This is a genomic window from Achromobacter ruhlandii, assembly GCF_902859695.1.
GTDB classification, from domain to species: Bacteria; Pseudomonadota; Gammaproteobacteria; order Burkholderiales; family Burkholderiaceae_B; genus Achromobacter; species Achromobacter ruhlandii.
Genome location: NZ_CADIJL010000001.1, coordinates 269,116 through 292,123 on the forward strand (window position 1 = coordinate 269,116; position 23,008 = coordinate 292,123).

23 protein-coding genes are annotated in these 23,008 nt (G+C 66.6%); 19 read left to right on the forward strand and 4 right to left on the reverse strand.

What is annotated here, in order from left to right; all coding sequences use genetic code 11:
• Positions 1–19 precede the first annotated feature (19 nt).
• The gene (locus HV742_RS01180) at positions 20–3,067 is read right to left on the reverse strand and encodes an Rne/Rng family ribonuclease (RefSeq protein WP_175144311.1); all 3,048 of its coding nucleotides are present in this window, start codon (positions 3,065–3,067) and stop codon (positions 20–22) included.
• Between the two features lie 508 nt (positions 3,068–3,575).
• On the opposite strand from HV742_RS01180, the gene HV742_RS01185 reads away from it, so the two are divergent.
• The 4 genes from HV742_RS01185 (at position 3,576) to msrQ (ending at position 7,002) form a co-directional block, all read left to right on the forward strand.
• Positions 3,576–4,541, forward strand: a complete 966-nt coding sequence (locus tag HV742_RS01185; RefSeq protein ID WP_100505113.1) for an RluA family pseudouridine synthase — start codon at positions 3,576–3,578, stop codon at positions 4,539–4,541.
• A 1-nt stretch (position 4,542) separates the two neighbouring features.
• The gene (locus HV742_RS01190) at positions 4,543–5,208 is read left to right on the forward strand and encodes an HAD family hydrolase (RefSeq protein ID WP_049072147.1); all 666 of its coding nucleotides are present in this window, start codon (positions 4,543–4,545) and stop codon (positions 5,206–5,208) included.
• Between the two features lie 175 nt (positions 5,209–5,383).
• On the forward strand, positions 5,384–6,352 hold the full coding sequence (gene msrP, locus HV742_RS01195; RefSeq protein WP_049072148.1) for a protein-methionine-sulfoxide reductase catalytic subunit MsrP: 969 nt from the start codon (positions 5,384–5,386) through the stop codon (positions 6,350–6,352).
• Positions 6,349–7,002 (forward strand): protein-methionine-sulfoxide reductase heme-binding subunit MsrQ, encoded by a 654-nt coding sequence (msrQ, locus tag HV742_RS01200; protein ID WP_175144312.1) that lies wholly within the window; start codon positions 6,349–6,351, stop codon positions 7,000–7,002. The genes msrP and msrQ overlap by 4 nt, the downstream gene beginning before the upstream one ends.
• A gap of 16 nt (positions 7,003–7,018) precedes the next feature.
• Here the strand turns inward: msrQ and HV742_RS01205 are convergent, their stop codons facing one another.
• The 3 genes from HV742_RS01205 to HV742_RS01215 are packed head-to-tail and all read right to left on the reverse strand — an operon-like array spanning position 7,019 to position 9,116.
• The gene (locus HV742_RS01205; RefSeq protein ID WP_437340578.1) at positions 7,019–7,810 is read right to left on the reverse strand and encodes an N-acetylmuramoyl-L-alanine amidase; all 792 of its coding nucleotides are present in this window, start codon (positions 7,808–7,810) and stop codon (positions 7,019–7,021) included.
• Positions 7,807–8,517: an SAM-dependent methyltransferase gene (locus tag HV742_RS01210; protein ID WP_059269530.1), complete on the reverse strand. Its 711-nt coding sequence runs from the start codon at positions 8,515–8,517 to the stop codon at positions 7,807–7,809. The genes HV742_RS01205 and HV742_RS01210 overlap by 4 nt, the downstream gene beginning before the upstream one ends.
• Complete coding sequence (locus HV742_RS01215; protein WP_175144314.1) at positions 8,514–9,116, reverse strand: Maf-like protein; 603 nt, start codon at positions 9,114–9,116, stop codon at positions 8,514–8,516. The genes HV742_RS01210 and HV742_RS01215 overlap by 4 nt, the downstream gene beginning before the upstream one ends.
• A gap of 123 nt (positions 9,117–9,239) precedes the next feature.
• Here HV742_RS01215 and HV742_RS01220 point away from each other — a divergent pair, with 123 nt between their 5' ends.
• From HV742_RS01220 to lepB, 15 genes are all read left to right on the forward strand, one after another.
• Positions 9,240–9,857 carry a YceD family protein gene (locus HV742_RS01220; protein ID WP_063582011.1) on the forward strand — a complete coding sequence of 206 codons (618 nt, stop codon included), beginning with the start codon at positions 9,240–9,242 and terminating at the stop codon, positions 9,855–9,857.
• A 52-nt stretch (positions 9,858–9,909) separates the two neighbouring features.
• Positions 9,910–10,092 carry a 50S ribosomal protein L32 gene (rpmF, locus tag HV742_RS01225; protein WP_006389284.1) on the forward strand — a complete coding sequence of 61 codons (183 nt, stop codon included), beginning with the start codon at positions 9,910–9,912 and terminating at the stop codon, positions 10,090–10,092.
• 59 nt (positions 10,093–10,151) lie between these two features.
• The gene (plsX, locus tag HV742_RS01230) at positions 10,152–11,219 is read left to right on the forward strand and encodes a phosphate acyltransferase PlsX (protein WP_049072158.1); all 1,068 of its coding nucleotides are present in this window, start codon (positions 10,152–10,154) and stop codon (positions 11,217–11,219) included.
• Entirely contained in the window at positions 11,219–12,205 is a 987-nt protein-coding gene (locus tag HV742_RS01235; protein WP_049072160.1) for a beta-ketoacyl-ACP synthase III, read from the forward strand. The genes plsX and HV742_RS01235 overlap by 1 nt, the downstream gene beginning before the upstream one ends.
• A 91-nt stretch (positions 12,206–12,296) precedes the next feature.
• A complete protein-coding gene (fabD, locus tag HV742_RS01240) occupies positions 12,297–13,232 on the forward strand; it encodes an ACP S-malonyltransferase (RefSeq protein WP_175144315.1) in 936 nt (311 codons plus the stop codon).
• Between the two features lie 4 nt (positions 13,233–13,236).
• A complete protein-coding gene (gene fabG, locus HV742_RS01245; protein ID WP_049072164.1) occupies positions 13,237–13,989 on the forward strand; it encodes a 3-oxoacyl-ACP reductase FabG in 753 nt (250 codons plus the stop codon).
• Positions 13,990–14,202: 213 nt separating this feature from the next.
• Complete coding sequence (gene acpP, locus HV742_RS01250; protein ID WP_005012191.1) at positions 14,203–14,442, forward strand: acyl carrier protein; 240 nt, start codon at positions 14,203–14,205, stop codon at positions 14,440–14,442.
• A 189-nt stretch (positions 14,443–14,631) separates the two neighbouring features.
• Positions 14,632–15,861: a beta-ketoacyl-ACP synthase II gene (gene fabF, locus HV742_RS01255; protein WP_020924694.1), complete on the forward strand. Its 1,230-nt coding sequence runs from the start codon at positions 14,632–14,634 to the stop codon at positions 15,859–15,861.
• Between the two features lies 1 nt (position 15,862).
• Positions 15,863–16,357, forward strand: a complete 495-nt coding sequence (locus HV742_RS01260; RefSeq protein ID WP_254600901.1) for a hypothetical protein — start codon at positions 15,863–15,865, stop codon at positions 16,355–16,357.
• Positions 16,354–16,953 (forward strand): RNA polymerase sigma factor RpoE, encoded by a 600-nt coding sequence (rpoE, locus tag HV742_RS01265; protein ID WP_006389292.1) that lies wholly within the window; start codon positions 16,354–16,356, stop codon positions 16,951–16,953. Before HV742_RS01260 ends, rpoE begins: the two co-directional genes overlap by 4 nt.
• A 12-nt stretch (positions 16,954–16,965) precedes the next feature.
• On the forward strand, positions 16,966–17,475 hold the full coding sequence (locus HV742_RS01270) for a sigma-E factor negative regulatory protein (protein ID WP_175144316.1): 510 nt from the start codon (positions 16,966–16,968) through the stop codon (positions 17,473–17,475).
• On the forward strand, positions 17,475–18,551 hold the full coding sequence (locus HV742_RS01275) for a MucB/RseB C-terminal domain-containing protein (RefSeq protein ID WP_049072168.1): 1,077 nt from the start codon (positions 17,475–17,477) through the stop codon (positions 18,549–18,551). The genes HV742_RS01270 and HV742_RS01275 overlap by 1 nt, the downstream gene beginning before the upstream one ends.
• 40 nt (positions 18,552–18,591) lie before the next feature.
• The gene (locus HV742_RS01280; protein WP_049072170.1) at positions 18,592–20,085 is read left to right on the forward strand and encodes a DegQ family serine endoprotease; all 1,494 of its coding nucleotides are present in this window, start codon (positions 18,592–18,594) and stop codon (positions 20,083–20,085) included.
• 221 nt (positions 20,086–20,306) lie between these two features.
• On the forward strand, positions 20,307–22,100 hold the full coding sequence (gene lepA, locus HV742_RS01285; protein ID WP_049072171.1) for a translation elongation factor 4: 1,794 nt from the start codon (positions 20,307–20,309) through the stop codon (positions 22,098–22,100).
• Positions 22,101–22,122: 22 nt separating this feature from the next.
• Positions 22,123–23,007, forward strand: a complete 885-nt coding sequence (lepB, locus tag HV742_RS01290; protein WP_059269534.1) for a signal peptidase I — start codon at positions 22,123–22,125, stop codon at positions 23,005–23,007.
• Position 23,008 lies beyond the last annotated feature (1 nt).

A 23,008-nucleotide genomic window follows, 5' to 3' on the forward strand; every position in this document is an offset into this window, starting at 1 on the left:
TTGCTTGCGCGGCTTGCCTTTAGTGGCGGGTTTCGACCTGAACCAGGGGTTCGTTCGAAACCGGGGCCACCGGCTTGCGCTCGCGGCCCAGGCGGGCCGGCGTGTGCGCGGCGGCGATGCGCAGTTGCGTCTGCGCGTGGCGCTCGGGGTCGGTTTCCACCCACTGCAGGCCGGCGGCGTTGACCACTTCGTGCAGGGCCTGCGCCTTGGCCGAGGGGGCCGTCGCCGGCACCACGATGGGCTGGGCGCTGGCGGGCGCTGCTGCCACAGGCGCGGCGGCCACGGGGGCCGGCGCCGGCGCGGCTTCCGGTTCGACCGGCGCGGCAGGCTCCACCACCGGTTCGACCGCGGCGGCTTCCACCGGGGCCGCGACAGGCGCGACCGGCTCGGAAACCTGGCTGGCGGGTTCGACGGTCACCGGGGCGATTGCCTCGGGGGCCACGGCCGGTACGGGCTGCTGGGCCTGCGGCTCCTGCGCGGCGGCGGGCGCCTGTTCGACCTGGGCCGGTGCCGGCGCGGTCTCAGCCTGGACGGCTTCGGCCTGCCGTACCGGCGCCTCGGCTTGCGGGGCGGGGGCGGGGACTTCGGCCGGAACGGCGGTCACCGGGGCGGCGACTGGCGCGGGCGCGGCGGTCACGTTCTCGGCCGGCTCGCCGGCGTCTTCCTCGGCGCCGTCTTCCAGTTGCTCGTCGCTGCCTGCCACGCCTGCCTCGTCCGGGCTGCGGCGGCCGCGGCGACTGCGGCGGCGGCGGCGCTTGCGTTCCGGGTCTGCGCCGGCTTCGGCGCCTTCGACGGCGGGCACGCCATCGGCGGTCTGCTCGACGGCTTCGGCCGCTTCGGCCTGGGCGTCGGCGGGCTGCTTGGCTTCAGGCAGCGCGGTGGCGACCGACTGGGCCAGCGCGGCGACCATGCTTTCCTGCTCGCTCATCGGCGCGTCGGCCTGGCCTTCCTCGCGGCGGTTGCGGCCACGGCCGCGACGGCGGTTGCGACCGGCGCCGGCATCATCGCCAGCGGCTTCCGGCGCGATGTCGGGGCGGTTCGAGGCTTGCGCGGCTTGCACGGCCTGATCGCGATCGCCGCGCTCGTTGCGGTTGTGGCGCTCGCCGCGTTCCTGGCGCTCGCCGCGTTCGCCTTCGGGGCGACGGTTGCCACGGATATGCGGACGGCCGCCTTCGCTGCCCTCGGCGCCTTCGGCGCGGGACTCACCGCGACGGTTGCGGTTGCGGTCGGAACCGTGGCGTTCGCCGCGGCGTTCCTGGCCATCGTGGCCGCTGCGGCCCTTGCCGCGGGCCGGCGACGCAGCGCGCTTGGCGCTGGTCTCTTCCTGGGCGGCGGGCGCGGCCTTGGCGGGCTCGCTGTTGCCGGTCAGCCAGCCGAACAGGCGCTTGAGCAGGCTGGGGCCGCCCGATTGCGCCGGCGCGGCCGCGGGGGCGGGCGCCGGGGCAGGGGTCGACATGGGAGCCGGCTGCGAAGGCGTGATGCCCTTGACCAGCGCCTCCGGACGGGCCTTGATCTCGCTTTCGCGCGGCTGCCAGGGGGCGTCGGTGGCGGGAGCCTCGACCAGCTCGAAGCTGGTCTTCACTTCTTCCAGGCGCGGATCGTCGTGGCGCAGGCGCTCGATGTGGTGGTGCGGCGTTTCCAGGTGCTTGTTGGGGATCAGCACCAGGTTGACCTTCAGGCGGGCTTCCATCTTGGTGATGTCGGCGCGCTTTTCGTTCAGCAGGTAGGTCGCCACGTCGACCGGCACCTGGGCGTGGACCGCCGCGGTGTTTTCCTTCATGGCTTCTTCCTGCAGCAGGCGCAGGACGTGCAGGGCGCTCGATTCGGCGTCGCGGATCACACCGGTGCCGTTGCAGCGCGGGCAGGTGATGTGCGAGCCTTCGTTCAGGGCCGGACGCAGGCGCTGGCGCGACAGTTCCATCAGGCCGAAGCGCGAGATCTTGCCCATCTGGACGCGGGCGCGGTCGAAATGGAGGGCGTCACGCAGGCGCTGTTCGACGGCGCGCTGGTTCTTGCTGTCTTCCATGTCGATGAAGTCGATGACGATCAGGCCGCCCAGGTCGCGCAAGCGCAGCTGGCGGGCCACTTCGTCGGCGGCTTCCGAGTTGGTCCGCAGGGCGGTTTCCTCGATGTCGGCGCCGCGGGTCGAGCGGGCCGAGTTGACGTCCACGGACACCAGCGCTTCGGTGTGGTCGATGACGATGGCGCCGCCCGAGGGCAGCGTGACCGTGCGCGAGTAGGCCGTTTCGATCTGGTGTTCGATCTGGAAGCGCGAGAACAGCGGGATGTCGTCGCGGTAGCGCTTCACGCGCTGGACGTTGTCCGGCATCACCACGCTCATGAACGCGGTGGCCTGGTCGGCGATTTCGTCCGTGTCGATCAGGATCTCGCCGATCTCGGGCGAGAAGTAATCGCGGATGGCGCGAATGACCAGGCTCGATTCCAGGTAGATCAGGATGGGCGCGGAGTTGTCACGCGCGGCGCCGTCGATGGCGGTCCAGAGCTGCAACAGGTACGACAAGTCCCATTGCAGTTCCTCGACGTTGCGGCCGATGCCGGCGGTGCGGGCAATGATGCTCATGCCCTGGGGCAGCTCGAGCTGCTCCATCGTGTCGCGCAGTTCCTGGCGGTCCTCGCCCTCGACGCGGCGCGAAACGCCACCGCCACGGGGGTTGTTGGGCATCAGGACCAGGTAGCGGCCGGCCAGCGAGATGAACGTGGTCAGGGCGGCGCCCTTGTTGCCGCGCTCTTCCTTTTCAACCTGGACGATCAGTTCCTGGCCTTCGCGCAGGGCGTCCTGGATGCGGGCGGTGCGGACGTCGACGCCTTCCTTGAAGAAGCTGCGAGCCACTTCCTTGAAGGGAAGAAAGCCGTGGCGGTCTTCGCCGTAGTTGACGAAGCAAGCTTCGAGGCCGGGTTCGATCCGGGTGATGACACCTTTGTAGATGTTGCCTTTGCGTTGTTCGCGGCCGGCAGTCTCGATGTCGAGGTCGATGAGTTTTTGCCCATCGACGATAGCGACGCGTAATTCTTCCTGGTGCGTCGCATTGAACAGCATGCGCTTCATGAGAGGGTTTCTCCGTTGTCATGACGCGCCGATATCGGCGCGTGACCTCGGGCCACTCGGGCTGCGGCTGAAGCGGGCAAGAAGATGCGGACCGTACCTGGGCGGCGCCCAGGCGTATCCGCCGCGGGTCAGGCGGGCACGTCGTGCCGTGGGGCACGGGGTTCTTTCAGCAGGAGGGTCAGCTTCACTGAATGTGGTTTGACGGAAATGTGCTGTGAACGGCAGTTGCGGCCGGATTGGTTGCCGACGCGCAGCTGGTGCTTTAAATATGCGACGATTCTTGCAGTGCTTCAAGCCGCTTGCGGCAGGCAACGGACCTGCTGGGACAGCGGGCAAGATGAATGCCACACCACTATCCGGCAGGGCGCGGTTGCGCCGGCGACCAAATGACCCAGGGGTTGAATGAGCAGGCAGTACAATGGCGGCCCACGCGCTCGACGGAGTTGCGTACTTGAGTTGCATCTCTACGCCAGCGGCTGATTCAGCCCCTTAAGGCTGTCCCGATTATATGTCGCTTTCCGCAATGCGCAAAGAAACTTCCTCCCCTATGGCCACCCCCTCCGTCCGCATGGTGGAAGTGGGGGCCGAGCACGCCGGCCAGCGCCTGGATAATTACCTGATGCGCCTGTGCAAGGGTGTCCCCAAAACCCACATCTACAAGGCCATCCGCGGCGGCGAGGTCCGGGTAAACAAGGGACGTATCTCGGTCGACTATCGGGTCGCGGAAGGCGATATGGTCCGTATTCCGCCGCTGCGCCTGCCCGACCCGGGCAAGCCCAAGCCGGTGCCGGCCGCCGAGTTTCCGGTGGTGTTCGAGGACGACGCCATGCTGGTGGTGGACAAACCGGCTGGCGTGGCCGTCCACGGCGGCAGCGGCGTGTCCTTCGGCGTCATCGAGCAACTGCGCGCCGCGCGTCCCGAGGCCAAGTTTCTGGAACTGGTGCACCGGCTCGACCGCGAGACCTCCGGTCTGCTGATGGTGGCCAAGAAGCGCAGCGCGCTGCTGGCCCTGCACGCCATGCTGCGCGAGGGGCGCAGCGACAAGCACTATTACGCGCTGGTCGAGGGCGACTGGGTCAACGACCGCCAGCACATCAAGCTGTCGTTGTCCAAGTGGACCACCCAGTCCGGCGAACGCCGCGTCAAGGTCGATCCCGACGGGCAGACCGCCCACACCATCATCACGCTCAAGCAGCGCTTCGGCCGCTACAGCCTGGTGGACGCCGAGTTGCGCACCGGGCGTACCCACCAGATCCGCGTGCACCTGGCGGCGAGCGGCTTTCCCATCGTCGGCGACGACAAATACGGCCACGATGAAGTGCGCGCCGAGTTCTCCCGCATGGGCTTCGGCCGCATGTTCCTTCACGCGCACCAATTGACCCTGAACCATCCGCTGACGGGCGAACCGATGACGCTGACGGCCGAATTGCCGCCTGCTTGCCGGAAAATACTGAAACAACTGGAGTCGGTCTGATATGTCGTATTCGCTGGTCGTTTTTGACTGGGATGGAACCCTCATGGATTCCACGCACAGCATCGTGGCCGCCATCCAGGGTGCCTGTCGCGACCTGGAGCTGCCGGTGCCATCGGCCTCCGACGCCAGCTGGGTGATCGGGCTGTCGCTGGAAAGCGCGCTGCGGCGCGCCGTGCCGCAACTGACCCAGGCGATGCTGCCGCGTTTCCTGGAGCGCTACCGAACCCATTACCTGCTGCGCGATCCAGAACTGCGTCTGTTCGAGGGCATTCCCGAGCTGTTGACGGCGCTGGCCGAGCGCGACGTGCGCCTGGCCGTGGCCACGGGCAAGAGCCGGGTCGGCCTGACCCGCGCCCTGGCGGCGACCGGCCTGGGGCCGATGTTCGACGCCACCCGCACCGCCGACGAGACCTTCAGCAAGCCGCATCCGGCCATGCTGCACGAGCTGATGACCGAACTGGACGTCGATCCGGCCCGGGTGGTGATGGTGGGCGACACCTCCCATGATCTGCAGATGGCCGCCAATGCCGGCGTGCATGGCCTGGGCGTCACCTACGGTGCGCACACCCTGAAGGAACTCGAAGGTTGTGGCCCGCAGGCCATCCTGGACAGCGTGCCGCGGGTGCGCGAATGGCTGCTTGGCCGCACGCTGGCGGCGGCCGCCTGAGCCGTCCCCGGCGTCCGGGCGGGGCAATCGGGCGGGAACGCCGGCAGCCCGATTGGGTCTATCGCTGATCTGCGCCGCCGCTGTCGGCGGAATATCATGGGGGCGCGCAACGTCCACACGCTGTGCAAGGTGGTCGAAAGCCGTCCCCACGCGCCGGCCCTTCCAGGAGAATCCCATGCTGATACGCAAGCCCGACGACATCATTCCGTCCGATATCACTAGCGAGGCGGTCTGGCGGTCACGCCGCGACCTGATTCTGCGCGCGGGCGTCGCGGCTGCGGGGTTGGGGTTGCCGGGCTGGGCAGCGCGCGGCGCCTTTGCCCAGGGGGCCGCTGCCGGCACCCTGGCGGGCCAGCCCAATGCGGCCTTCAGCGTCATGGACAAGCAGACTTCCTTCGCTGATATCACGTCCTACAACAACTACTACGAATTCGGTGTCGACAAGGGCGAGCCCGCGTCCAACGCAGGCAAGCTGCGAACCCGTCCGTGGACGGTCAGCGTCGAAGGCGAAGTCGGCAAGCCGCGCACCTTCGACATCGACGAGCTGCTCAAGCTGGCGCCTATGGAAGAGCGCGTGTACCGGCTGCGCTGCGTCGAGGGGTGGTCCATGGTGATCCCCTGGGTCGGCTATTCGCTATCGGCGCTGCTCAAGCAGGTCGAGCCCACGGGCAATGCCAAGTACGTGGAATTCGTCACGGCGGTGCAGCGCGAGAACATGCCGGGCGTGCGCGCCGCCATCCTCGATTGGCCCTATGTCGAGGGCCTGCGCATCGACGAGGCCATGCACCCGCTGGCGATGTTGGTGTTCGGCGTCTACGGCAAGGTGCTGCCCAACCAGAATGGCGCGCCGTTGCGGCTGGCCGTGCCCTGGAAGTACGGCTTCAAGTCGGGCAAGTCGCTGGTCAAGATCCGCCTGGTGGAAAAGCAGCCGGTGTCCTCGTGGATCAAGGCCGCGCCGCAGGAATACGGCTTCTATGCCAACGTCAATCCCACGGTGCCGCACCCGCGCTGGAGCCAGGCCACCGAGCGCCGCATCGGCGAGGACGGCCTGTTCACGCCTAAGCGCAAGACCCTGATGTTCAACGGTTATGCCGATCAGGTCGCGTCGCTCTACCAGGGCATGGACCTGAAGGCCAACTATTGAAGCCGCCCGTGGCCGAAAGGACCGGCGCGGCCGTGGCGCGCAAGCCGCAGTGGTCGGCGCGGGCCGTCGGGCGCGCCAAGCCCTGGCTGTTCCTGCTGGGCCTGGCGCCGTTCGCGCGCTGGATCTGGCTGGGATTCAATAACGGCCTGACCGCCAATCCGGTGGAATTCCTGACGCGCTCGTCGGGCACCTGGACGCTGGTGTGCCTGCTCGTGACCCTGGCGATCACGCCCTTGCGGCGCCTGACCGGGCAGCCGGCGCTGGTGCGACTGCGCCGCATGTGCGGCCTGTTCGCGTTCTTCTATGGCGCCATGCATTTCATGGCCTGGGTCTGGTGGGACCGGGGCCTTGATCCGGCGGCCATGCTGCAGGACATCGGCGAGCGGCCCTTCATCACGGTGGGATTCGCCGCCTTCGTGCTGATGACGGCGCTGGCGGCCACCTCCACGCAGTGGGCCATGCGCAAGTTGGGCCGGCGCTGGCAGCAACTGCACCGTGCCATCTATCTGATCGGCCTGCTGGCGATACTGCACTACTGGTGGCATAAGGCCGGCAAGAACGACCTGTCGCAGCCAATCCTGTATGCCGTGGTGCTGGCGTTGCTGCTGGGCTGGCGGCTGGCCGTCTGGTGGCGCCGCCGCCCGGGGTGAGTGGCGCGCCGTCCGGCTAAGGCATGGCCAGCATAATCGCCGCGGTCTCGGCGTCGGGCTGGCCGTCGTGCAGGGCGGGGCGGTAGTGCATCTGGAACGCCGCCAGCACATTGAGGGTAGCCCGATCCAGCGTGCCGTTCTGCGGGACGGTGTAGCCCAGTCGTTGCAACTGCTGCTGGAACCAGGCGACGTCGGGCGTGCCCTGGGCCTGCAGGCGCGCCAGATGCGAGGCGGCGCCGGCTTCGTCGTACCAGCGGCCGATGCCGGCCGCCGCCAGTTGCTTCCACGGGAACAGCGGGCCGGGGTCGACCTTGCGCTGGGGCGCGATGTCGCTGTGGCCCACCACGTTCTCGGGGGCGATGCCGTTGCGCTGGATGATGTCGCGCAGCAGGATGGTCAGTGTGCGGATCTGGCGGTCGCCATAGGCGTGCCACTGCGGCTTGCCATCATTGCCGTCGGTCCAGCCCGGGTTGACGATCTCGATGCCGATCGAAGTGCTGTTCATGGCGTTCAGGCCGTACCAGGCGCTTTCGCCGGCATGCCAGGCGGCGCGGGTCTCATCCACCAGGCGGTAGGCGCGTCCCGGGGTGTCAATCAGGTAGTGGGCGCTGACCTTGCCCTGCGACAGCAATCTCATCGACAGCGCGTCGTCAGTCGAGGTGTAGTGCAGGACCACGAAGCGCACCCGGCTGCTCTGGCTGACGGCGGTGATGGAGGTGTCCAGGTTCAGGTCGGCGGGACCGCGCTGGGCGCACCCGGCCAGCGCCGCGAGGGCCAGGAGTACTGCGGCAAATCGGATCATGGTCAGCGCGCCAGGTACAGGAACAGGGTGGGCATCTTGTCCAGCTGCGGGGCGGGCTGCTTTTTCCAGTCGGCAATGGTGCGGGTGGCGATCCATTCGTCGGCGGTGGTCAGCGCGCGGGCCACGCACAACCTGGTGTCGCCTTTCAGGCTGGCCAGCAGCGTCGCGAACATGGCGGCGTTGCGGTAGGGGGTTTCGATCAGCAGTTGCGTCTGGTTGTGCCGGGCGGAGTGCTGTTCCCAGGCCTTGAGCTGCTTGGCGCGCTCGCCGGCGTCCACCGGCGCGTAGCCGTGGAAGGCGAAGCGCTGGCCGTCCAGGCCGCTGGCCATCAAGCCCAGCAGGATGGAGGAGGGGCCGACCCAGGGTTTGACGGTGATGCCCAGCCGGTGGGCGGCGTCCACCACCTTGGCGCCAGGGTCGGCGACCGCCGGGCAGCCGGCTTCGGACACCAGGCCGATGTCGGCGCCGCGGCGCACCGGCTCGAGCCAGGCGCCGATCTCGGCGGCGTCGGTCTTGTCGCTGAGCGTGTGGATGGTGATTTCCTGCAGTGGCCGGGTCGTGCCGATCAGCTTGAGGAAGGCGCGCGCCGTCTTGGCGTTTTCGGCGATGTAGGTATCCAGGCGGCCGGCCAGCGCGCGCGCGTCGGCGGGCAGCCAGCTGTCGGGGCCGGCTTCGCCCAAGCCGACCGGGATCAGGTGCAGCGCGCCGCTCATGCGGGCGCTCCCGGGGCGTCCAGGGGGGGCAGCCCGAATCCGGCCAGCATGCCGGTCAGGGCGATCAGCGGCAGGCCGATGATGGCGGTCGGGTCGTCGCTCTGGATGCTTTCCATCAGGGCGATGCCCAGGCTTTCCGCCTTGGCGCTGCCTGCGGTATCGTAGGGTTCCTCGGCGCGCAGGTAGGCGTCGATCGCGCGGTCGGACAGGCGTCGGAAGCGGCAGCGCGTGACGATGTCGGCTTTTTCCACCCGTTGACCGTCCGTGACCGCCAACGCGCTGTGAAATTCCACCATCTGTCCGGAAAGTGCCCGCAATTGCGCCTGGGCGCGCGAAAAGTCGCCAGGCTTGCCGATGGGCTGGCCGTCCACGGTCGCCACCTGATCCGAGCCGATCACGATGCTGCCCGGGTGCGCGGAAGCCACCACCATGGCCTTGGCGACCGACAGGCGCAGCGCCAGCGCTTCGGGGGATTCGCCCGGTTGTGGCGTTTCGTCCACATCCGGCGAAATGGCGGTAAAGGGCAGGCGCAGGCGGCTGAGCAGTTCTTTGCGGTAGCGCGAGCTGGAAGCGAGGATCAGGCTGGGTTGTGAGGGCATTCGATATTTGACGCTGGGACGTAAGTCACAGTATTATCTAACGTTTTGCGGCATTTTTGCAGGGCAGCAAACCCCTTTTGCGGTTCGGGGAGGGTGCAAGCTAGCCAGGCGCGGGCCGCGAAATTGCAAGGACAGATCATCAAGCCCATCGACGCATTCGCATTCGCCCATTCGGGCAAGGAAGCGCAAGGCACCATTCCTCTTGTGCGGTTGACGCGCGCGGTTGACGGGCTTCCCGAGCAACCGGCGGGTGAGGCCGGCCTCGTGACGTGGTCCGTGCGCGGCGAGATGGGCAAGGCCGGGCTGCTGCAAGGTCAGCCGCTCCTGCACATTCATGTGCGGGCGAATCCGGTCGTGGTGTGCCAGCGGTGCAATGAGCCGTTCGCCTATCCGGTGGACAGCGAGGTCCTGCTGCAACTGGTCAAGTCCGAAGCCGACCTCGACGACGGCTTTGCCTTCGGCGGTCACGCCGCGGGTTTCGACGACGAGGATGGGGACGGCGAGGAAGCAGGAAACGCAGGAAAAGGTTTTGTGTCCAACCAGCCTGAAAAGGTGGTGGGTTCGCATCACTTCGATCTGTTGGCCCAGATCGAGGATGAGCTCATTCTGAGCGTTCCGTATGTGCCCAAGCATGATGTATGCCCGGGCGCGCAGGCCAAGGATAGCGAGGCTTCCCAAGAGCCCGTTGTCAAGCGTCCGTCGCCGTTTGCGGTGCTGGAACAACTGAAGCACAAAGATTGAGATCAACATCGGGCCGCATCGCGTACAATGCGCCCCGTTTCTAGGAGTCATCATGGCCGTTCAACAAAACAAGAAGTCCCCGTCCAAGCGCGGTATGCACCGCTCGCACGATTTTCTGGTGAATCCGTCGACCGCGATCGAACCCACCACGGGCGAAACGCACCTGCGTCACCACATCAGCCCCAACGGCTTCTACCGTGGCCGCAAGGTCCTGAAGACCAAGGCCGACGAATAAGGCCCCCGGGCCGAACTCGTACTCGGACCAATTCGGCTGAGCGCTGATACCTGGCACCCGTGATACGCATCGCCATAGACTGTATGGGCGGAGACTTCGGTCTGCCCGTCACGATTCCGGCTGCGATCGAGTTCGCCCGGCAATTCCCGGATACCCGGCTATTGCTGGTCGGGCTTCCCGACGCCATCGAAGCGGCGCTCTCCGAGCATCGCGGCGTCGAGCGTGATCGTTTCGAGATCGTGGCGGCTTCCGAAGTCGTCACCATGGACGACCCGGTCGAGGTCGCCCTGCGCCGCAAAAAAGACTCCTCCATGCGCCTGGCCGCCCAGTCCGTCAAGGACGGGCGCGCCGACGCCTGCGTTTCCGCGGGCAACACCGGCGCCTGGATGGCCATTTCACGCTATGTGCTTAAGACGCTGGATGGTATCGACCGCCCGGCGATCGCCACGTCCATTCCGAACCAGACGGGCCGCGCCACCACGGTGCTGGACCTGGGCGCGAATGTGGACTGTTCGGCCGAGCACCTTCTGCAATTCGCCATCATGGGCGCCGCGCTGTCGCAGGCGGTGGACCATCGCGACAGTCCCACGGTGGGGCTGCTCAACATTGGCGAAGAGGTCATCAAGGGCAATGAGGTCGTCAAGGAAGCCGCCGAGCTCCTGCGCGCCAGTCCCCTGAACTTCTACGGCAACGTCGAAGGCAATGACATTTTCAAGGGCACGGTCGATGTCGTCGTCTGCGACGGGTTCGTCGGCAATGTCGTGCTCAAATCCGTGGAAGGCCTGGCCAAGATGTTGTCCAGCGTCATCCGCGAAGAATTCAAACGCAACCTGATCACGCTGCTGGTGGGCGCACTGGCCAAGCCGGTGCTCAACCGGCTGCGCAACCGCGTCGACAATCGCCGCTACAACGGCGCGGCGCTGCTGGGCCTGCGCGGCGTGGTAATCAAGAGCCACGGCTCGGCCGATGCCTATGCCTTCGGTTTCGCCCTGCAGCGGGCGCGCGAGGCCGTCGTGAGTAAACTGCTGGAGCGCACCGCACAGACGGTGGCGCAGATCAACCAGCGCGTGCAGTCGGCCTCGGGTGCTTCGGCGCTTGAATCGGGCGCGGCTGGGGACACCGCTTGATGGATACCGCAATGAAATATTCCGTGATCGCGGGCACCGGCAGCTTCCTGCCGGAACGCGTGGTTTCGAATGACGCCCTGGCGGCGGAACTGGCGACGCGCGACATCGCCACGTCCGACGAATGGATCGTCGAGCGCACGGGCATCCGCCAGCGCCACCTGGCCGAACGCGGCGTGACCACCAGCCAGCTGGCCACCGAGGCCGCGCGCCGCGCGCTGGCCGACGCCGGGGTCGATGCCTCCGAGATCGACCTGATCGTGCTGGCCACGTCCACGCCCGATTTCGTTTTTCCCAGCACCGCCTGCCTGGTGCAGGCCAACCTGGGCGCCAAGGGCTCCGCCGCCTTCGACGTGCAGGCCGTGTGCAGTGGTTTCGTCTACGCGCTGAGCACCGCGGACAGCTTCATCCGCGCTGGCCGCGCCCGTTGCGCGCTGGTGATCGGCGCGGAAGTGTTCTCGCGCATCCTCGACTGGAATGACCGCAGCACTTGCGTGCTGTTCGGCGACGGCGCTGGCGCGGTGGTGCTGAAGGCTTCCGACAAGCCCGGTATCCTGGCCGCGCAGCTGCATGCCGATGGCAGCCAGATGAAGATCCTCAGCGCCGCCGGCAACGTGGCCTACGGCGACGTCACGGGCGACCCGTTCCTGCGCATGGATGGCCAGGCGGTGTTCAAGCAGGCTGTTACGGTGCTGGACCGCTCCGCCCGCGACACCTGCGCGGAAGCTGGCGTCGAGATCGGCGACGTCGACTGGCTGATTCCGCACCAGGCCAACGTCCGCATCCTGAATTTCCTGGCGCGCAAGCTTGCCGTGCCGGTCGAGAAGGTCGTCATTACCGTCGACAGCCATGCCAATACCTCGGCCGCCAGTGTGCCGCTGGCGCTGGATGCGGCGCGTCGCGATGGCCGCGTCAAGCCCGGCCAGCTGGTGCTGATGCAGGGCGTGGGCGGTGGGTTCACCTGGGGTTCGGTGCTGGCCCGCATGTAAGGACGGGATCGGCCGGGGCGCGTCACGGCGCGCCCGCCTGGCTGGCAAGTCCGACATTCCACAGACTCAGAATCAATCCACACGGTCAAACATGAAAATCGCTTTTGTCTTTCCCGGCCAGGGTTCCCAGGCGGTCGGCATGCTGGATGCCTGGTCCGATGTCGCCGCCGTTACCGATACCGTGGCGCGCGCCTCCCAGGCGCTGGGCCAGGATCTCGGCGCCCTGATCGCGCAAGGTCCCACCGAACAGCTCAACCTGACCACCAACACGCAGCCCGCCATGCTGACGGCCGGTGCCGCGTTCTTCGCGGCCTGGCGCGCGGCGGGCGGCCGCAATCCCGACGTCGTCGCGGGCCACAGCCTGGGCGAATACGCCGCGCTGACGGCCGCCGGCTCGCTGGCGCTCGAAGACGCCGTGCGCCTGGTGCGCGTGCGCGCCGATGCCATGCAAGCCGCGGTGCCCGTCGGCACCGGCGCCATGGCCGCCATCCTCGGCCTGGATGATGACGCCGTGCGCGCCGCCTGCGCCTCGGCGGCTCAGGGCGAAGTGGTCGAGGCCGTGAATTTCAACGCGCCGGCCCAGGTCGTGATCGCCGGCCACAAGGGCGCCGTCGAGCGTGCCTGCGAACTGGCCAAGGCCGCTGGCGCCAAGCGCGCGCTGCTGCTTCCGGTGTCCGCGCCGTTCCATTCGAGTCTGCTCAAGCCCGCCGCCGATGTGCTGGCCGGCGCCTTGTCGGCGGTGACGGTGTCGGCGCCGCAGGTGCCGGTCATCAACAACGTCGACGTCGCCGCCCCGACCGAGCCCGGGGCAATCCGGGATGCGCTGGTGCGTCAGGCATGGCATCCTGTGCGCTGGGTGGAAACGCTGCGCGCGATGAAGGCGCAGGGCGTGACCCACGTCATCGAATGCGGTCCCGGCAAGGTGCTGACCGGCCTGACCAAGCGTATCGACTCCGAACTCACCGGCCTGGCCATCACGGATCCGGCTTCCCTCGAAGCCGCGCTGGCCGCGGTCAACGGAAACTAAGACCATGGAAAACACCTCGATCGAATTGCAGGGCAAGATTGCCCTGGTGACGGGCGCGACGCGTGGCATCGGCCGTGCCATCGCGCAGGAACTGGCCGCGCGCGGCGCGGTGGTGGTGGGCACCGCCACGTCCGAGTCGGGCGCCGCCGCCATCACCGAGGCGCTGGCGCCGTTTGGCGGTCGCGGCGTGGTGCTGGACGTGACCAACGCCGAAGCCTGTGACGCCTTGATCGATGCGCTCGGCAAGGAGGGCGGAGGTCCGCACATCCTCGTCAATAATGCAGGCATCACCCGCGATACGCTGGCAATGCGCATGAAAGACGACGACTGGTCGGCGGTCATCGACACCAATCTGGCTTCGGTCTTCCGTCTGTCGCGCGCAGTGCTGCGCAACATGATGAAGGCTCGCTGGGGACGCATCATCAACGTCACCTCCGTGGTGGGGTCGAGCGGCAATCCCGGCCAGGCCAACTACGCCGCCGCCAAGGCCGGCGTTGCCGGCATGTCGCGGGCGCTGGCGCGCGAACTGGGCAGCCGCAACATCACCGTCAATTGCGTGGCCCCGGGCTTCATCGATACCGACATGACGCGCGCCCTGGGCGAGAACCAGACCGCGGCGCTGCTGCAGCAGATTCCGCTGGGCCGCCTGGGTTCCCCGGCGGATATCGCCCATGCGGTGGCCTTTTTGTCCGGGCCGCAGGCGGGTTACATTACCGGCACCACCCTGCACGTCAACGGCGGGATGTACATGCAATAAGTCACGAATCGCGTGGGCGGCCCAGGCCGCCGCGCCGCCGCCGGGCAACCGGCGCGGCACCGCGCGGTTCATCCGGAAACGCCGCATATCGGCACTCCTGCGCCCCGATGGCGACAGATCAAGGTGTGCGGTGTTATTTTTGTCACGGCCTGGCGTTTGCAGTACTCTGCGCTTGGCTATAATTCGCGGGATTTTTCCCATTTGGAGATCTGCATGGAAAGCATCGAACAGCGCGTCAAGAAGATCGTCGCTGAACAACTTGGCGTGAACGAAGCCGAGATCAAGAACGAATCCTCCTTCCTTGACGACCTCGGTGCCGATTCGCTCGACATGGTCGAACTGGTCATGGCGCTCGAAGACGAATTCGAGACCGAGATCCCCGACGAAGAGGCCGAAAAGATCACGACCGTGCAACAAGCGATTGATTACATCAATTCGAACGGTAAGCAGTAAGCTCAGCCTATATCCTTCCGGTTGCCCCGAACTCGATTTCGGCGCCAACCGGGAACCGGGGCGGTTTCAGGAATTTGCCGTGTGGTCCACGCGCGGGAAGGGCATTGATGCCCGTCCCGCTGTTGCGTGTGCCGCACGCGCAGTGCATCCCGAAAGCCGCCTTTCTTTTGTCTGTTTGAGGAGTCATCCGTGAAGCGACGAGTCGTCATCACTGGCCTTGGTATCGTGTCGCCTGTCGGCAACGACCTGACCACCGCTTGGGACAATATCGTCAACGGACGTTCTGGCATCAGCCGCATCACCCGTTTCGATCCCTCGGCCATCACCACGCACATCGCCGGCGAAGTCAAGGACTTCGACATCAGCGCCTATATCTCGGCCAAGGAAGCCCGCCAGATGGATACCTTCATCCATTACGGCCTGGCTGCCGGGATGCAGGCCTGGCGCGACAGCGGCCTGGAAGTCACCGAAGCCAACGCCGAACGCATCGGCGTGATCGTCGGCTCGGGCATCGGCGGCCTGCCGCGCATCGAGGAAACCCAGGTCGAATACATGGCCAAGGGTCCGCGACGCATCTCGCCGTTCTTCGTGCCGGGTTCGCTGATCAACCTGATCTCCGGTCACCTGTCCATCGCCTACGGCATGAAGGGTCCCAGCTACGCCGTCGTGTCGGCCTGCACCACGGGCCTGCACTGCATCGGCGACGCGGCCCGCCTGATCGAGTACGGCGATGCCGACGTCATGGTGGCCGGTGGCGCCGAATCGACCGTGTCGCCGCTGGGCATCGGCGGCTTCGCCGCGATGCGCGCGCTGTCGACCCGCAACGATGATCCTCAAACGGCTTCGCGTCCCTGGGACCGCGACCGCGACGGTTTCGTGCTGGGCGAGGGCGCCGGCGTGCTGGTGCTGGAAGAATACGAACACGCCAAGAAGCGCGGCGCGCGCATCTATGGCGAGTTCGCCGGCTACGGCATGAGCTCCGATGCGCATCACATCACCGCGCCGGACAAGGACGGCCCGCGTCGCGGCGTCCTGAACGCGCTGCGCAACGGCGGGCTGAACCTGGAAGACGTCCAGTACGTCAACGCGCACGGCACCTCGACGCCGCTGGGCGACAAGAACGAGACCGACGCGCTCAAGCTGGCTTTCGGCGACCACGCCAAGAAGCTGGTGGTGAACTCGACCAAGTCCATGACCGGCCACCTGCTGGGCGCCGCCGGCGGCATCGAGGCCGTGTTCACGACCCTGGCGGTCTACAACCAGGTCTCGCCTCCGACCATCAACATCTTCAACCAGGATCCGGAATGCGACCTGGACTACTGCGCCAACGAGGCGCGGCAGATGAAGATCGATGTCGGCCTGTCCAACTCGTTCGGTTTCGGCGGCACCAACGGCTCGATGGCCGTTCGCCGGATCTGATTTGGAAGGCCCGGGCAAGGGGCGCTGGACGTTTCGCGTGCCTGTCCTGCGGCCGCGCGGCGTCGCGGCGCTGTCCGCCCTTGGACTGGCCGCGGCCGCGGCCAGTGCCGTGATCGTGGCCGCCTGGCTCGGCTCGGCCTGGGCCGCGCTGGCCGCGGCGGTTGCGCTCCCCGTGGCTGCGGGGCTGTTACACTTGAGCCGCCACAGCCTGTCCCCGGTATCGGCATTGCGCACGGCGGCGGGCGCCGGCCACTGGCAGGTGCGCCTGCCGGGCGGCTGGCGGGACGCGGCGCTGCTTGACCAGCGACGCGGCCCGGCGTGGCTCACGCTTACCCTGCAGCCCTTGTCCTCCGGGAGTACGGCCTTTAACGACCACCATGTAACTTTCACCGTCTGGCAACGGACGTTGCGACCCGACTGCTGGCGGCGCCTGTGCCTGCTGGCTGGCGCGGCGCGGCGCGTGTCCAAGGCGGTCGGCCCGCGGGAGGCCACATGAGCGAGCGCGAAGTCGACGCCGAGCTTGTCGCGCGCGTCCAGCGGGGCGACAAGAAGGCGTTCGATCTGCTGGTGCTCAAGTATCAGCGCAAGATCCTGCGTCTGCTGGCGCGCATGATCCGCGACCCCGCCGAGATCGAGGACGTGGCCCAGGAAGCGTTCATCAAGGCCTACCGGGCCTTGCCCCAGTTCCGGGGAGAGAGCGCGTTCTATACCTGGTTGTATCGTATCGCCATCAATACGGCCCGAAATTGGCTCGCCTCCCAGGGCAGGCGGCCGAGCGCGCCCAATGCGATAGAAACGGAAGACGGTGAAACTTTTAACGAAACCGACAACCTAACCGATATAAGCACGCCGGAATCCATGGTCGCCAGCCGCGAAATCGCCGAGACGGTGAACGCGGCCATCGAGGAATTGCCCGAGGAATTGCGCACCGCAATCGTCCTGCGTGAAATCGAAGGTATGAGTTACGAAGACATCGCCCAGAGCATGGACTGCCCCATTGGTACGGTGCGCTCCCGCATTTTCCGTGCGCGGGAAGCCATTGCGACCAAGTTGCGCCCATTGCTTGGCACCGATGCCGAGCGTCGCTGGTAAGGAGTGGCAGTCATGCAGACTACAGCAGCCAAGTCCGTCGTTGCTTCCGAAGCCGCCTGGGAGGAATCCGTTTCCGCCTGGATGGACGGGGAAGAAACCGACGATATTCTCCCTGGCCTGTTGACCCGCGAAGGGCGACAGACCTGGGATACCTATCATCTGATCGGCGATGCCCTGCGCAACTCCGATCTGGCGCTGACGCCCAGCGCCAACTTCCATGCCCGCCTGTCGCGCGCGCTGGATGCCGAACTGCCGATCGTGGCCGCGCCCCGGCGTCGCTCCCCGCTGCGCCTGGGCCTGTCGGGCCTGGCGGTGGCGGCCGCGGTCGCCACGGTGGCCTGGGTGGCCCAGCCGTACCTGGCGGGCGGCTCGCCCGGCACCGAGACCCGCGTGCTGGCCGACGCCAGCGTCAGCGGCGGCGCCGACACGTCGGGCCTGAGCGACTACCTGGAGGCCCATCGCCAGATGGCGGGTCCCAGCGCGGTGCGTCAGGTGTCCTTCGACGTCGGGGCGGGGCGCTGATGGCCCTGGTGCTTCCGACCCGTTGGCCGGTACTGGGACGGGCTGCCGCATGGCAGGCCCACCGCGCCGGCTGGTTCGCCGCTACGCTCCTGACCGCATTCCTGGCCGCGCACGATCCCGCGCGCGCCGCAGATACCGCGCCCGCCCAGCAGGGCGATGACGTGGTCCAGTTGCTCTCGCGCATCCAACAAGCGGCGCGCAAGCAGGACTACGCCGGCGTCTTCATGTACCAGCAGGGCGAGATGATCCAGTCGTCGCGCCTGGTGCACGTCCTGGATGGCACCGGCGAGCGCGAGCGCCTCGAGATCCTCGACGGCCAGCCGCGCGAATACCTGCGCCACAATGAAGACGTGCAGTGCCTGATCCCCGAGCGCAAGACCGTGCTGCTCGAACGCCGGCGCGGCGATCGCTTCCCCGGTCTGTTGCTGGGCGATCCGGCCAACCTGACCGAACACTACAAGATTCGCACCGAGTCGGCCCTGCACCGCGTCGCCGGGCGCGAGTGCCGGCTGATCACTATCGAACCGCTGGACAAGTTGCGTTATGGCTATCGGCTCTGTGCTGATGTCGAGACCAATCTGCTGCTGAAGGCCCAGACCCTCAACGCCGCCCGCGGGGTGGTCGAACAGGTGTCGTTCACGTCGTTGCGCCTGGGGGCCGAGGTCGATCCGCAGTCGCTGACGTCGCGCTGGAACACGCGCGACTGGAAGGTGCTCGAACCCTCCATGAAGCCGGTCGACCTGGGGGCGCTCGGTTGGCGCATTCCGGCGCCCAAGGGCTTTTCCGTGGTGATGCAGGTGGCGCGCTCGATGGGGCGCGGCGCGACGGTCAACCAGATGGTGCTGTCCGACGGCCTGGCGGCCATCTCGGTCTTCATCGAGCCGTACGACAGCCAGCGCGGTCATCATCCGCCCCCTGGCGCGGCACAGCGCGGATCGATTACTGTCTATGGCACGCGCATCGCCGATTTCTGGCTGACTGCCGTGGGCGAAGTGCCCGTGGCGACGCTGGAACAATTGGCGCAATCGACTGAATACGTACCCGTGGCGAACGCTCCGGCGGCCGGCGCCAAGTGACGAGCGGCCTCTGCGGCAAGAAGTGATTTCGGAGCAATCTATGAAAGCAATGATGGTGTCGAACCCCAGCCTGCGCCGCTTCCTGGCGGCCGCGACGGCGGGGCTCATGATGTCGGCCGCGTTCGCGCCCGTCTCGCAGGCGCAGACCCCCGCGGCCGCTACGCCGACCCCGACGGTGGCGTTGCCTGACTTCACCAGCATCATCGAAAAGGCCGACCCGGCGGTCGTCAACATCCGCACCACCGCCACCGTGCCGATCCGCGGCGTGGGCCCGGGTGGCAACGATCCGGCGGAACTGTTCCGCTGGTTCTTCGGTCCGGACTTCCAGCCGCCGGGCCAGCAGTCGCCCAATCCGCGCCAGCGTCCGCAGCCGCAGCAGCCCGAGGAGCGCACCGTGCCGCGCGGCGTGGGCTCGGGCTTCTTCATTTCCGATGACGGCTACATCATGACCAACAACCATGTGGTCAGCGATGCAACCGACATCTACGTCACCCTGACCGACGGCCGCGAATTCAAGGCCAAGGTCATCGGCACCGACGAGCGCACGGACGTGGCGCTGATCAAGATCGAGGCCAAGGACATGACGCCGCTGGTGATCGGCGATCCCAAGAAGCTGAAGAAAGGCCAGTGGGTGCTGGCGATCGGTTCGCCGTTCGGCCTGGATTCCACCGTGACCTCGGGCATCGTCAGCGCCATCGGCCGCGATACCGGCGAATACCTGCCTTTCATCCAGACGGACGTGGCGGTCAACCCGGGCAACTCGGGCGGCCCGCTGATCAACCTGGCGGGCGAGGTGGTGGGCATCAACTCCCAGATCATCTCGCGCAGCGGCGGCTTCATGGGCATCTCGCTGGCCATCCCGATCGACGAAGCGATGCGGGTGGTTGACCAGCTGCGCGCCACCGGCAAGGTCACGCGCGGACGCGTCGGCGTGCAGATCGGCGAAGTCGGCAAGGACGTGGCCGAGGCCATCGGCCTGCCCAAGGCCGAGGGCGCGCTGGTCAGCAGCGTCGAGGCCGACGGTCCCGCCGAGCAGGCAGGCGTGCAGCCGGGCGACGTGATCCTGACCTTCAACAAGGAACCGATCAAGCGCTGGTCCGACCTGCCGCGCATCGTCGGCGAGACCAAGCCGGGCACGCGCGCCGACATGGAAGTGTGGCGCAAGGGCAAGAAGATGACCCTGTCGGTCAAGGTCGGCGAGATTCCGGTCGACAAGGCCGCTCCGGGCAAGAAGGGCGCGCCGCCGGCGCCGGAAGTCACCAACGCGCTGGGCCTGGGCGTGATCGACGTGCCCGCCGACGTGCAGAAGAAGCTGCGCATCAAGGGCGGCGTGCAGGTCAAGGTCGCCGAAGGCGCCGCGGCCAAGGCCGGCCTGCAGGAAGGCGACATTGTGTTGGCCCTGAACGACACCGACGTCACCGGCGCCAAGCAGTTCGCCGAGCTGGTCGGCAAGCTGGACAAGGGCCGCGCGGTCGGCCTGCTGGTGCGCCGCGGCGAGCAGACCCAGTGGGTGGCGGTGCCGGCAAGCAAATAAGGCGCAAGACCGGCTAAAATGGCTGGTTGCCGCAAGAGGGGGCGCCTGGCGCCCCCTCGTTTTTGCCCGGCCCTTCCGCCAGATACCGTCCGCAGCCCGCCGCAAGCGTGGCTCGGCGGCGGGCGTGCCGGCCGAGTGGCCCCAACCCGTCAGCCGTGCCTACCCTGGTGGCGGCGTCTTCCGGCAGTTTGCCGAATGTTCCGTCCCTTTTAAATTCAAGCATGCAGCATATTCGCAACTTCTCCATCATTGCCCACATCGATCACGGCAAATCGACCCTGGCCGATCGCCTGATCCAGCGCTGCGGCGGATTGGCGGATCGCGAAATGTCGGCGCAGGTGCTCGACTCCATGGAGATCGAGCGCGAGCGCGGCATTACCATCAAGGCCCAGACGGCGGCCCTGCACTACAAGGCGCAGGACGGCAAGATCTACAACCTGAACCTGATCGACACCCCGGGGCACGTCGACTTCTCGTATGAAGTCAGCCGCTCGCTGTCGGCCTGCGAAGGCGCGCTGCTGGTGGTCGACGCCTCGCAGGGCGTCGAAGCGCAGACCGTGGCCAACTGCTACACCGCCATCGAGCTGGGCGTGGAAGTGCTGCCGGTGCTGAACAAGATGGACCTGCCGCAGGCCGATCCGGACAGCGCGCGCCAGGAAGTCGAGGACGTGATCGGCATCGACGCCTCGCAGGCGGTGCTGGCCAGCGCCAAGACCGGCATGGGCATCGACGAGATCCTCGAATCCATCGTCGCGCGGGTGCCGCAGCCCAAGGGCGATCCCGATGCGCCGCTGCAGGCGCTGATCATCGACTCGTGGTTCGACAACTACGTTGGCGTGGTGATGCTGGTTCGCATCGTCAACGGCATGCTCAAGCCCAAGGACAAGATCCTGCTGATGGCTTCCGGCGCCACCCACCTGTGCGAGCAGACCGGCGTGTTCACGCCCAAGTCGCAGCAGCGTCCGCACCTGTCGGCGGGCGAGGTGGGCTTCATCATCGCCGGCATCAAGCAGCTCGAGGACGCCAAGGTCGGCGACACGGTCACGCTGGCGAGCAAGCCGGCCGCCGAGCCGCTGCCCGGCTTCAAGGAAGTCAAGCCGCAGGTGTTCGCCGGCCTGTACCCGGTCGAAAGCTCCGAGTACGACCAGTTGCGCGATTCGCTCGAGAAGCTCAAGCTGAACGACGCGGCGCTGATGTTCGAACCCGAAGTGTCGCAGGCGCTGGGCTTTGGCTTTCGCTGCGGCTTCCTCGGCCTGCTGCACATGGAAATCGTGCAGGAGCGCCTGGAGCGCGAGTTCGACATGGACATCATCACCACCGCGCCGTCGGTGGTGTACGAAGTCGAGCAGCGCGATGGCTCGGTGATCACCGTCGAAAGCCCGTCGCGCATGCCCGAGATCGGCAAGATCGCCGACATCCGCGAGCCGATCGTGAAGGTCACGCTGTTCATGCCGCAGGACTACGTCGGTCCGGTGATGACGCTGTGCAACAACAAGCGCGGCGTGCAGATCAACATGAGCTATCACGGCCGCCAGGTGCACCTGGTGTACGAGATCCCGCTGGCCGAGATCGTGCTGGACTTCTTCGACAAGCTCAAGTCGGTGTCGCGCGGCTACGCCTCGATGGACTACGAGTTCCTCGAATACCGCTCGGCCGACGTGGTGCGCGTGGACCTGCTGATCAACAACGATCGCGTCGACGCGCTGGCCGTGATCGTCCACCGCAGCAACGCCCGCCATCGCGCCCGCGACGTGGTGACGCGCATGCGCGGCCTGATTCCGCGCCAGATGTTCGACGTGGTGATCCAGGCGGCCATCGGCGCCGAAATCATCGCCCGCGAGAACGTCAAGGCGCTGCGCAAGAACGTGCTGGCCAAGTGCTATGGCGGCGACATCTCGCGCAAGAAGAAGCTGCTGGAAAAGCAGAAGGCCGGCAAGAAGCGCATGAAGCAGGTCGGCACGGTGGAAATTCCGCAAGAGGCCTTCCTGGCCATCCTGCAAGTGGAAGACAAATAGAACCCGAGAAGGCGGTTAGCTGATGAGTTGGAACTTTGCCCTGATCCTGTTTGTTCTGCTGGTGCTGACCGGCATTATCTGGGCGCTCGATCTGGCCGTATTGCGGCGCGGCCGCGAGCGCCGGGCGCAAGAGGCGATGGCGCAGTACGACGCGGCGCTGATCGGCGATTCGCAAGAGGCCGAGCGTTTGCGGCGCGAGGCCGGCGACAAGGCCCGCCGCGTGCCGTGGTGGATCGAATACGCGGTCAGTTTTTTTCCCGTGATCCTGTTCGTGTTCGTGCTGCGTTCGTTCGTGGTGGAGCCGTTCCGCATTCCCTCGGGTTCGATGCTGCCGACGCTGCAATCGGGCGACCTGATCCTGGTGAACAAGTTCAGCTACGGCCTGCGGCTGCCCGTGATCGACAAGAAGGTCATCGACATCGGCAAGCCGCAGCGCGGCGACGTGTTCGTGTTCCGCTACCCGGTCGATCCGGACGTCGATTACATCAAGCGGGTGGTCGGCCTGCCCGGCGACGAAATCGCCTACCTCGACAAAAAACTGTATGTGAACGGCCAATTGGTGCCGCATACGCGCGACGGTGACTATTTTGAGCCTGATCGTGTCTCCTATATCGCACAATATAAGGAGAAATTGGGCGAAGTTAGCCACAATATCCTGTTGGATGAAAGCAGGCCGCAGGAATATCGCCCGCAGTACCAATTTCCCAACCTCGGGAACTGCCAATATTCGCGCGATGGGGTACGCTGCAAAGTACCCGAGGGGCAATACTTCGCCATGGGCGATAATCGGGATAACAGCGCCGACAGCCGATACTGGGGTTTCGTGCCGGAATCCAATATCGTCGGGAAGGCGTTCTTCATCTGGATGAATTTCAGCGATCTCAGCCGCATCGGCCGGTTCAACTGAT